Origin of the sequence: Paenibacillus radicibacter (genome assembly GCF_024721995.1) — a bacterium.
GTDB classification, from domain to species: Bacteria; Bacillota; Bacilli; order Paenibacillales; family NBRC-103111; genus Paenibacillus_AM; species Paenibacillus_AM radicibacter.
This window is the reverse complement of record NZ_JANQBC010000003.1, coordinates 264,252-276,007: the sequence shown is the minus strand read 5'-3', so window position 1 is coordinate 276,007 and position 11,756 is coordinate 264,252. Positions and strand designations below refer to the sequence as shown.

The 11,756-nt window shown below is 46.1% G+C and carries 8 protein-coding genes; 3 read left to right on the top strand and 5 right to left on the bottom strand.

Annotated features, from left to right (window positions below):
- Nucleotides 1–9: 9 nt before the first annotated feature.
- The 4 genes from NV379_RS08980 to NV379_RS08965 form a co-directional block, all read right to left on the bottom strand.
- Nucleotides 10–1,161, bottom strand: a complete 1,152-nt coding sequence (locus NV379_RS08980; protein WP_258206956.1) for a mannitol-1-phosphate 5-dehydrogenase — start codon at nt 1,159–1,161, stop codon at nt 10–12.
- Nucleotide 1,162: 1 nt separating this feature from the next.
- Nucleotides 1,163–1,603, bottom strand: coding sequence for a PTS mannitol transporter subunit IIA (locus NV379_RS08975; RefSeq protein WP_258206955.1), 441 nt, complete (start codon nt 1,601–1,603; stop codon nt 1,163–1,165).
- Between the two features lie 30 nt (nt 1,604–1,633).
- Nucleotides 1,634–3,769, bottom strand: coding sequence for a BglG family transcription antiterminator (locus tag NV379_RS08970; protein ID WP_258206954.1), 2,136 nt, complete (start codon nt 3,767–3,769; stop codon nt 1,634–1,636).
- Between the two features lie 83 nt (nt 3,770–3,852).
- Nucleotides 3,853–5,286 (bottom strand): PTS mannitol transporter subunit IIBC, encoded by a 1,434-nt coding sequence (locus NV379_RS08965; RefSeq protein ID WP_258206953.1) that lies wholly within the window; start codon nt 5,284–5,286, stop codon nt 3,853–3,855.
- 254 nt (nt 5,287–5,540) lie between these two features.
- On the opposite strand from NV379_RS08965, the gene NV379_RS08960 reads away from it, so the two are divergent.
- The gene (locus tag NV379_RS08960) at nt 5,541–6,662 is read left to right on the top strand and encodes a M23 family metallopeptidase (protein WP_258206952.1); all 1,122 of its coding nucleotides are present in this window, start codon (nt 5,541–5,543) and stop codon (nt 6,660–6,662) included.
- Here NV379_RS08960 and NV379_RS08955 read toward each other — a convergent pair.
- Nucleotides 6,659–8,065, bottom strand: coding sequence for an alanine/glycine:cation symporter family protein (locus NV379_RS08955; RefSeq protein ID WP_258206951.1), 1,407 nt, complete (start codon nt 8,063–8,065; stop codon nt 6,659–6,661). The two genes, NV379_RS08960 and NV379_RS08955, sit on opposite strands and share 4 nt — an antisense overlap.
- 156 nt (nt 8,066–8,221) lie before the next feature.
- On the opposite strand from NV379_RS08955, the gene aspT reads away from it, so the two are divergent.
- Together aspT and aspD are read left to right on the top strand one after the other, a co-directional pair.
- Nucleotides 8,222–9,910, top strand: a complete 1,689-nt coding sequence (gene aspT, locus NV379_RS08950) for an aspartate-alanine antiporter (RefSeq protein WP_258206950.1) — start codon at nt 8,222–8,224, stop codon at nt 9,908–9,910.
- Between the two features lie 66 nt (nt 9,911–9,976).
- Nucleotides 9,977–11,647, top strand: a complete 1,671-nt coding sequence (aspD, locus tag NV379_RS08945) for an aspartate 4-decarboxylase (RefSeq protein ID WP_258206949.1) — start codon at nt 9,977–9,979, stop codon at nt 11,645–11,647.
- Nucleotides 11,648–11,756 lie beyond the last annotated feature (109 nt).

Below are 11,756 nucleotides of genomic sequence, written 5' to 3'. Positions count from 1 at the left end.
AATCCATTCCTATACTAAACCCCGCAACTCTTCAACTTTCTCCATCACCAATTGATGAATCTCCGAACCTTCCTCAATCCCACAATACTTCGTGATGGTAGCACCAAGTCCGATCTCCTGAATGCTTCCTTGAAGCTCTACCGCTTCGGGATCACCTTCATAGTTAAACAGTAGCGCCGCTGCCATACCATTGGCAAGCCCCTTAGGCTCAATCCCATAACCAATCGCTTGAGTTGCAGGACTCACGAGGCGATCTTTCGCACCTAGCTTGCGAATCGGGCCACGTGCGATGCGAGTTACTTCGTCCGCAAGATATGGATTCTCGAAGCGACCTAGAATTTTATGAATATAAGCACGGTGTGCTTCAGGGTCGAATCCATATTTTTTCACAAGAACAGCCCCTGATTCTTCAAGAGCTTCCATCGTCATGCGGCGGATGCGCTCGTCCGTAATAGAATCGGCGATCATCGGCACACCGAAGTGATAACCTAGATAAGCTGCAATTGCGTGTCCTGTGTTAACGGTAAACAGCTTACGCTCAATAAATGGTGTAAGATCATCGACGAAATGAGCTTTATCAATCGTTGGCACGCTGCCTACGAATGCTTTCTGATCAATTATCCATTCGAAGAATGGCTCTACTTCTACGCGAAGTTTATCTTCATGCTGCTGATTCGGTACGATGCGATCTACTGCGGAGTCAGGGAATCCGACGAATTGCCCAACTTGCAATTGCTCCGCTTCCGTCAACGTTTCCATCACATAGCCTTTAAGAATCGTACTTCCGCCAACCATGTTCTCACAAGCAATCACATTAAGCGGCTTCTGGGAGTGTGTCAGACGCTCCATTATCGCTTTGCGAATCGTAGGGGCAATACGTGCTAAGATATTCGGACCAACAGCAGTCGTCACAAGATCCGCCTCGGCAATCGCACTAATTACCGCAGCCTCATCCAAGCTGTTTACGCCCTTTACGCCTGTTACAACGATCTCTTCACGACTCTGATCGGCAATCGCGACAACATATTCACCACGACGGTTGATCTCATCAATAATCTCTTGATTTACGTCGACGAAACACACGTCATAGCCTGCATCCCGAAGCAATAATCCGATGAATCCACGACCAATGTTGCCTGCTCCAAAATGGACTGCGCGCATGTTACTCGCCCCCTTCTTCAATAATCGCAAGAATGTCAGCGGCGGATTTCGCTTGTACCAGTTTCTCTACATTTTCTTCTTCGGAGATGATGATTGCAAGGTTCTGAATGATGTCTAGATGCTCGTCGTTAACTGCCGCAATACCGAATAATAGCTTCGCGATATTACCATCGCCAAAGTCTACGCCACCAGGCACTTGAACCACAGAAATTCCTGTCGATTGAATCGTATTTTTCGCTTCAGCAGTACCATGAGGAATAGCCACTGCGTTGCCCATGTATGTTGTCGCAAGCTCCTCGCGCTCGATCATTTTGGCAATATAACCTTCAGTCACATGACCTGCCTTCACAAGTAGTTCACCCGCAAGGGCAATTGCATCATTACGCGACGTAGGTGCAGCATTCAGCATAATTTTCTCTGTAGTTAGGATGTTGTTGGACATAATTCTCCACTCCTTCATGATGTTTGGTTTCTAGAATTTAGTATGGCAAAAATGGTGTAAACGCTCTGACAGCAGCTTCCTCATCGCTTCCGCTTCTCTTGTGTTAAACACTTCAATGTTGTCTCTCTCTACGAATAGCGAACTGAGGTAACTGAGTAGTTCTAGTTGTTCAGACTGCACATCAACAGGGCTTAATAACAGCATGATCCGAGTGATCGGAATCGTGCGATTCTCCATGGATAGCAGGTGCTGAGGTGTTTCAAGTATATGGATGGTAAAAGAGGGCTTTATAACCGCCTGATGACGACAGTGGAATAAAGCAAGCTCAGAGCCTGGAATTCCTAGACCGCCAAGCTTTTCGCGCTCTAGCAGTTGCCTGGCAACATCACGATGTTGTCCTTGTTCGATTACGTGATGCTGCTCCATCTGTCGGCAAATCGTGTTCATTCGCTCATCCATAGACAATTTGGCGTCTTGGAGTGTAAACACTTCAAATCCGCGGATTAGTTCAATGGATTCATCCATATAAATTTTTACTTGTTCCAGATTTAAAGTCGCAGATGATTTGAGCGTTGATTCTGGACCAGGGGCTAATGGTTCTTGCTGCTCTAGCTCCATGCTATCTGGTTTCATAAGCTGCGTCGCACGCGCTTGCAGCAAGGTGCGAATCTTATCGACTTCACCCTGCGTAAGCAGGGGACTGACGAGCACGTACTCACTTGCTGGCAGCGGTAATTTAACAGTTGAAATGACTAGGTCATAGCTGCTGCGGCTGATTTTATCGAGGTCGAATATCGACACATTCTCGATCGTCTCAAACTCTTGTATCTTGTTGCGAATACGACTTGCTAGCATCTTGGATGTGCCAATTCCACTGGAACAGAACACTAAGGCACGGAATTTCTCTCGGATCGTATCCCTGCGTTCTAGACTAGCGGCGACATGGATGGCGAGATAGCCAATTTCGCCTTCTGGCATCGGGATATTCGGTAACACGTGAGTGACAGCTTCCTGCATCAACGTAAACAGTTCATTGTAATCTTGACGGATTTGATCCATATACGGGTTGATCGTCGGGATTCGCTGTTTCACTCGGTGAATGGCTGGAATGAGATGGGCGATAAATCCCTGCATCAGAATGCGATCGGCAGTAAGCTCGATGTGCATCCGCTTTTCACAATAGCTGATAATCTCATAGGCGACAGTCGATAGCTCAATATGGTCCGCGTCAATTCTGGCATGATCCGTTACACGCGGTCTTGCACCTTTAATGTACAGGGCAAGCATATATAACTCAGACTCTGAAGGTATCGACGGTAGCAGTGAGCGTAACTGCTCGAAGATGATGCGGGCTGTCTCTAATTCTTGAATGCCCATCTCTTCTTGAATTTGCTTGGGTTCCAGCTTAAGGACGCCTGCTTGTTCAATTCGCTTCATCACAAGTGCCAAGTAAATGACAATATGAACGAATGATGTATCAGCGAACGGTTCTAACCACTGGGAGTCCATCTCGTTTAATAATCGAACGATCTCAGGCAGTTTTTCTTGCGCGATGAGATCTAGTAACTTGGCAGCGGAGGCAGACAATTGCCCAACCTCTTCTACACTAGTAGAAGGTTCACGAATGAGCATGAATAATTCTGCTTCTGTAAAATGTTCATAGATAAGCGCCAGCATCGCTTTGCGTTTATCCGTCTCCGTGCCTTTCAGCTCAATTCCATAGCCGCGGCGACGAATGAGTGAGAGTTGATACGTCTTAAGCCAAGGCTCCAAATGATCGAGGTCACTCGTCACCGTTGCCGGTGTGACTTTAAGTGGATTCGATAAGCTGAATAGCTTTACAGGCTCACTTGATTCGAGCAGCGTGCTTGCTAGGAACGACTTCCGTTCAGGTACGGTGTAGACTTGTACCGACGTGAAGAGTAGTGCGTGTGCAAGCTCATCTTTATGGGCAGGATCACCAACAAGTCCTAAGCCCACACTCGTTTTTTTCAAAAGTTTTAACTGATAAGGTTCAATAATTTCTTCAATTTCTTTTAGCTCTCGATGAACCGTGCGAGAGCTAATACCGATCTCCTGCGCAATTTGCGCGACTGTCATATGATCTCGATGCAGCAAGAGGAACAAGATTCCCCGCTGCCGGGAAGGTATATTTAAGCCTTTCAAGGCGAACATCACCCCCTTTGATTAGAAAAGATGGAAGAAGGCGTTGCCGTGTATGCTAGGCGCCTCTTCCATCCAAAATCGTGTTATACGTTTTTCAATTTATTTACGAGCTCTTCATATCTTGGGCTGGACAAGAAGTTGTCTACCGAGATGTGGTGAGCGCTAGGAACAACTGATTTGGCACGGTCTGTTAATGTTTTTTGGGTAATGACAACATCGACATCGTGCGGCAAGTCGTTAATTGCTTTATTCGTAACTTCAATTTGCAGACCAGCCTCTTTGAATTTCTTCTTCAAGATCGATGCACCCATTGCACTGGAACCCATGCCTGCGTCACAAGCGAAGATCACTTTATTTACAGTAGCAGGGAAATCTGTGCTAGCTTGTGCAGGAACTACTGGTTGCTCCGTTTGGTTTGCAGCTTGATTAGCTGGCTTATTCTTCATTGATTTCATTTTGTCAGTTGCATCTTGCAAGTCGCCTTCATTGTTTGCAGAACGTACGAAGATGGAAGCGACCAAGAATGTTACAACGGTACTTACTACAACACCTGCTAAGACTGGAAGTAGGCCACCCTTAGGTGCCATAGCTGCTAGTGCAAAAATACTACCTGGAGACGGTGTTGCAACAAGACCTGCGCCAAGAAGGCTGAATGTTAGAACGCCACTCGCGCCACCAGCGATAACCGCTAGGATTAGACGCGGGTTCATCAAGATGTACGGGAAGTAAATCTCGTGAATACCACCGAAGAAGTGAATGATTGCTGCACCTGGAGCCGATTGTTTAGCGCCGCCTTTACCCACAAACATGTAGGCAAGAAGAATACCTAGACCTGGACCTGGGTTGGACTCTAGCAAGAAGAAGATGGATTTGCCAGCTTCCGCTGCTTCTTTAAGACCGATTGGACCGAATACACCGTGGTTAATCGCATTGTTTAGGAACAACACTTTAGCCGGTTCTACGAAAATACTTACAAGTGGAAGCAAGCCTGCTTCTACGGTTGCTTTAACACCAACTTCAAGAATGTGTGTCACACCAGCGATGATTGGGCTGACACCTTTAAATGCGATAATTGCAAGAATAGCACCTAGAATACCAGCGGAGAAGTTGTTAACCAACATCTCAAAACCAGCCTTGATCTTGCCTTCGAACAGTTTATCCACTTTTTTCATCAAGTATCCTGCAAGTGGACCCATCACCATCGCACCAAGGAACATTGGAATCGTAGAGCCCACGATTATTCCCATCGTTGCAAGTGCACCGAGCACCCCGCCTCGCGAACCGTGAATCATCTTACCGCCTGTGTAACCAATTAGAAGCGGAAGCAAGTAAGTGATCATTGGACCCACAAGCTCTGCTAAATTTTCATTTGGAAACCAACCTGTTGGAATGAATAATGCTGTAATTAAACCCCAAGCGATGAATGCGCCGATGTTCGGCATGACCATTCCCGATAAGAAGCGACCGAAGCGTTGAACTTGGACTTGAATGCCGCTTTTATTTGCTGTCTGACTCATGTCATTTCCTCCTAGGAATCATAATTGTAAACGCCATCATATTGTGCGTAGTATGTGATGTTGTTCTTGCTATGCCCTTATTCTAAGCCCGTTGCTAGTTGTTATTCAATAAAATGAAAACGCATTCTCGTCGTAGTCAATGTTGACAAATTTATATTAATAGGCAAAAAAACGTATGCTATCAGTACTTTGCGCAGCTAGGGTATGTTACAATTAAAGGGTATTTCTCCCATAAAAGTAAGGAGGTTATGGTCTTGCTTTCTCGCAAAACACGACATTCGTCCTCATCGAAACGTTATACAAACTTTGGATATGTGCTTATGGGATCTGTCTTAGTCGGAGCAATAGGGGGATGGGGTTATTTCCAATACTCAGCGAGTAAGCCGCCGGCAAATACGAATACAACTCTTTCTGTGGAAACTGTAAATCATCCTCGTACAGAGGTGACAGTAGCGGCGCAAACAACTGTGAGTGTATTTGAGGCAGAGGAACAATTCCAGCAGGATCATCAAGCGTATATGGAAGAGGCACGAGCCCGATCTCAATTAAGGAGTCATATAGATGAAGAAGGATATTACGCAACTCCACAATTAGCGAAGAAAGCAATCGAAGCAAAGTGGACGCTTATTCCGGCTGTTGCTTCGCCAGGAGACATGATTCTTGTTCGGCATCAATCACCAGCAGATCTGACTTGGCAAGGGAAGAAGGTAAAGCTGCAGCAGTTTGGATCGGGGTACTATGCCTATGTCTCCATACCCATTTCGCTAAAGCCGGGTACTTATCCGATTGGTAATCAGACGCTTTCGATTATCGATAAGAAATTTGAGACTCAATATTTGAAAGTAACGAAGCAGATGGAGAGCATGCGTCAAGATACAGCACGAATAGAAGCTGATCAGAAGAAAATTAATGCTGCGCGGAGCAAGTCAGAGCCAACTTTTCTTTTCACGAATGACTTTATGCAGCCGATCGAAGGTACTCTGACGACGCCCTATGGATACACCAGGTATGTGAACAATAAATTAGATAACCGTCATACAGCGCTTGATCTAGCTGCACCTGAAGGCACACCGATTCATGCAACGAATGATGGGGTTGTGGCGTTGGCAGATAGCTTGTATTTAACCGGGAATGCAATCTATCTCGATCACGGGATGAACTTATTTTCCCAATATGCGCATATGTCCAAGGTTCTCGTTAAAACGGGTGATCGTGTAAAGAAAGGCGATGTGATCGGGCTTGTTGGAACGACCGGATTTTCCACTGGACCCCATCTTCATTTCACATTCTGGGCGAACAATACGCCGGTGAATCCGAATTTATTTTTCAAGACAACGCCGTTTCATTGGTTACAAGACAGCAAAAAAGCCCCTTAAGCGGGGCTTTTTTCTTCATCATCATCTTGCCAACATTCCACGTTCTCAAGACCATGCATGTTACGAGCACGAAATACAGGGTTGACGCCTGCACGTGACTGTTTGGAGTAATCCTTGAGCGCGGCGAAGGCGTATTTGCCTAAGATCGAGATCGCAATGAGGTTTACGAGTGCCATGAATCCCATGAACAAATCGGCTAAATTCCAGATCAATGCCACTTCCTTCAGGGAACCGAATAGAACCATGCCGAGCACAGCAAGTCGGTACACCAAGAGCCAATTCTTATTTCCTTTGAGGAATTCAATGTTCGTCTCGCCATAATAGTAATTGCCGATCAAGGAGCTGTATGCAAACAGCAAGATCGCAAGCGTCAAGAACATACCTGCCCATGGACCGAGAAGAGCGTTGAATGATTCTTGCGCAAGTACAATTCCCGTCTGTTCGCTATTCGTGTAATTGCCTGCGATTAAGACGATAAACGCTGTCGAGCTACAGATCAGCAGCGTGTCCACGAATACGCCGAGCGATTGGATCAAACCTTGCTTAACAGGGTGGGTCACATCGGCAGTTGCTGCCGCATTCGGGGCACTACCCATACCCGCCTCATTGGAGAATAGACCGCGCTTAATCCCCCACATGACAGCAGCTCCCATCATCCCACCAGATGCTTCATGCCAGCCGAATGCACTACTCACAATCGTCTCGAATACGTCAGGAAGCAGTGTAATATTCGTTAGGACGACATAAAGTGCTAAGAGGACATAGCCGCCTGCCATAATCGGTACCATGATTTCAGAGATACGGGCAATTCGCTTTACCCCTCCAAAAATAATGAACCCCAGCGTAATGGCAATAATAATCCCCATCGTTAGTTTGTTCCAGCCAAAGGAAGACTCGAATGCAGCTGTAATCGTATTCGCCTGTACCGAGTTAAAGACAAGTCCGAAGCTAATGGTTATGAGGATCGAGAATACGACGCCTGGCCAGCGTTTGCCTAAGCCTTGTTCCATGTAATAAGCAGGACCACCACGGAACCCGTATGCATCCTTCTTCTTAAATATTTGGGCAAGCGTTGCTTCAATAAAGGCAGAAGCTGCCCCCATCAGTGCGATAATCCACATCCAGAAAACCGCTCCAGGTCCGCCCATTGTAATCGCAAGGGCAACACCGGCAATATTCCCCGTTCCTACTCGTGCTGCTGTGCTGATACAGAACGCTTGAAAGGACGAAACGCTCGATGTTCGCTTCGTGCCCTCACGTAGCAACTTGAACATCTGACCAATGTAACGAACCTGTACAAAGTTCGTTCGAATCGTAAAATAAATGCCTACTGCTATCAGAAAGGCAGTAATTAAGTATGTCCAGAGGACATCATTAAGATTGGTAACCAAATCTAATGCCATCTTGTGCAACCTCCTCTAGGTGTAGTGTGTAATGAAGTGGCTTAAATTATATATAACTTTAGACGATTTTGGAACATTATTATTAATTTTTAAAAAGCAGAAGGATTAGTCTATTTTTTGGGAACAGTAACCGTAACTCACAGATAGGAGGTTACTATGAACTGGATTGTTGATGTATTTACTAAGTATCCGGAGCTTGCCGTTTTTCTAACATTATCTGTTGGATATTTTATTGGAAAACTTAAGATCGGCTCCTTCTCACTCGGTTCTGTTACAGGCGTATTGCTTGTTGGGGTACTTGTGGGCCAGCTACATATCTCGGTGTCACCAACAGTCAAAGCGGTATTCTTCCTGTTATTCCTATTCGCTATGGGATATAAGGTAGGTCCGCAATTCGTACACGGTCTGAAGAAGGACGGTTTACCACAAGTGTTATTTGCAGTAATCGTCTGCGTAACGGGGTTGCTGTCAGCCTATGGCGCATCGCTCATTCTTGGTTTCAATGCTGGACAAGGTGCGGGGCTGCTCTCAGGAGCACTCACACAGTCTTCTGTAATCGGGGTTGCATCTGATGCCCTCATGCGAATAGGAATGCCAGCCGATCAAGAGAAGATGATGATCAGCTATGTCGTCGTCGGTTATGCGATTACGTACATTTTCGGTACAGTAGGAGCTGCTTATTATTGTTCGAACTTGGGTCCGAAGATCCTGGGTGTTAACCTCGTGGAAGAATGTAAGAAATTAGAAGCTGAGGTGGGTGCAACACAAACGAATACAGAAATTACTTCTGGATATGAATACAATGTGTATCGCGCCTATAGGGTGGACAATCCATTATATATCGAAAAGACAGTAAAAGACATAGAGAAAGACTTTCTAGCGGATAAACGTCGGAATTTCATTGTACGTGTGAAGCATCAAGGCAAGATTGTGGATGCAACGCCAGAGACGGTTATTCACAAGGGTGATGTAGTTGTCGTCAGTATTTTAAGTCAGAATATCCCGGATCTGCTCGAGCATGCGATTGGTGAGGAAGTATTCGACGCCGATCTATTTGAGTTCGATGTAGAAACACTGGAAGTTGTAGTGACCAATAGCGATCTCGTGGACAAAACGATTCGTGACCTTGCGTTTCAGACACTCACTCGCGCTGTATTCGTTAAAGGGATCACAAGGCAGGGTGAGGAGCTGCCGTTTAAAGTTTCGACACCACTTCATCGTGGAGATGTGGTGCTCTTAACAGGTACATTCGCCAATGTGGAGGCTGCTGCGAAGAAAATTGGCTATGCCGCACATAAATCATTCGAGACAGACATGGTGTACGTCGGGCTTGGTGTTCTACTTGGCGGTCTGATCGGTATTCCAGCACTTAAGATTGCAGGTATTCCGATTAGCTTAACGACAAGCGGTGGTGCGCTGATTATGGGGCTGCTGTTCGGTTGGATTCGCTCACTTAAACCGACGTTCGGTCGAATTCCCGAGGGTGCGATCTGGGTATTCAACAACGTAGGATTAACGACATTCGTCGCGGTAGTCGGTATTAACGCAGGTCCTGGGTTTGTAGATGGACTCAAGCATTCAGGGGTCAGTACACTGATCGCCGGCATTGTCGTGACCTTGCTCCCCTTATTCGTGGGGACACTGCTCGGCAAGTATGTTTTTAAGTTCCATCCCGCCATTACACTTGGCGCAATTGCAGGGTCACAGACGACGACGGCTGCGATTGGGGCATTAACCGAGGCGGCCAAGAGTCAGGTTCCGGTTCTTGGTTACACGGTCACCTACGCGGTCGGTAACATTCTAATTACGGTATGGGGCGCGATTATCGTCGCCTTGCTGACTTAATCGAAACTTACACAAAGTATCTAGATCTAAATTACTGTTTAACGAACAAGGAGATGACACCAAGAGATGAGTTCAGATATGGATTTGGAGAACATTGAGAGTTTGGAAGGGATCGACAACTTGCAACGCCGTGAGTTTGAGAAAATTTACGGAGAGATCAGTCCATTTGAATTGAAAAATAAACTGATTGATTTTGCAAAAGGTAGCAGTAAGAAAAGCGCTCGCATCATGTTAAACGCAGGACGGGGGAACCCGAACTGGACGGCTTCAACGCCGCGTGATGCATTCTTTACACTAGGCCATTTCGCAGTAGGCGAGTGCCGCCGTGTATGGGAAGATGACCATTTGGCAGGCATGCCAGAGAAAGAAGGAATTGCGGGTCGTCTGGATGCCTTTCTAAGAGGCGAAGGTGGTAAGATGCCAGGGGCCGAGATGCTGCGCAGCATGGTACACTATGCAATTGATAATAAAGGCTTTGAACCGGATGCATGGGTACATGAAATTGTCGATGGAATCATTGGGGATAACTACCCTGTACCAGACCGTATGCTGATCCATATCGAGCAAGTGGTGAAAGACTATGTGATCAAAGAGATGTTCCAAGGTGAAGACATTGGGAAATTCCAGATTTATGCGACCGAAGGTGCAACTGCGGCGATGTGTTACATTTTTGACACGATGGTCGCGAACAGCTTGTTAGATCCGGGTGATCGCATTGCCATTCTTGTTCCCGTATTCACGCCTTACTTAGAAATTCCGCGTCTGCCGCGCTATAACTTTGATGTGGTGTACATTGAAGCGACAGAAATGACAGAAAGCAATATGCACGCTTGGCAGTTCCCAACATCCGAGATCGATAAGCTCAAGGATAAGAGTATCAAGGCTCTATTCGCTGTTAACCCGAGCAACCCGCCATCGATCGCGATGAAGCCAGAGTCGGTGCAACAAATCGTGGACATTGTGAAGAATGATAACCCGAACCTCATGGTTATCTCCGATGATGTATACGGTACGTTTGTACACAACTTCCGCTCCATGATGACGGACATTCCTTATAATACGATTGGGGTATATTCTTTCTCCAAGTATTATGGGGTAACGGGCTGGCGCCTAGGTATTATCTCGGTTTGTGAGGACAACGTATTCGATAAGTTGATAAGTAGGCTGTCTGATGAGAACAAAGAGCGCCTAGATAAGCGTTACGGTGAACTCACGCTGCATCCAGAAGATGTGAAGTTCATTGACCGAATCGTCGCGGACAGCCGTCAAGTTGCGCTGAATCATACCGCAGGATTATCTACACCACAGCAAGTGCAAATGGCGATGTTCTGTCTATTTGCGTTGATGGATAAAGAGGATAAGTACAAGCATCAGACGATGGAAATTTGCCGTCGCAGAAAGAAATTGTTGTTTGACGGCTTGGGTCTTGAGCTTGAGGAAGATCCATATGATGCTTCTTACTACACGCAGATTGATATTCTCGTATGGGCTGCGAATCATTATGATAAAGGCTTTGTTGAATACTTGGAAAAAACGTACGAACCCATCGACATTTTGTTCCGTCTAGCGGAAGAGTCGTCTATCGTTCTACTTAACGGCGGCGGTTTCAGTGGACCGGAATGGTCGGTTCGTGTCTCCCTTGCGAACTTGCGTGATGAAGCTTATGCCCGCATTGGTGAAGTGCTTCGATTGACACTTAATGACTATGTAAAGGCTTGGGAAGAAACGAAGAAATAAAATATTTTACAGCTAAATCATTCTCCCTTAAAACCGTGTTGTATTGCGTTTTAGGGGAGATTTTTTTATGGGAAAAAGGGGCTGATCTTCGTCTAAGACAGCCAGTCGA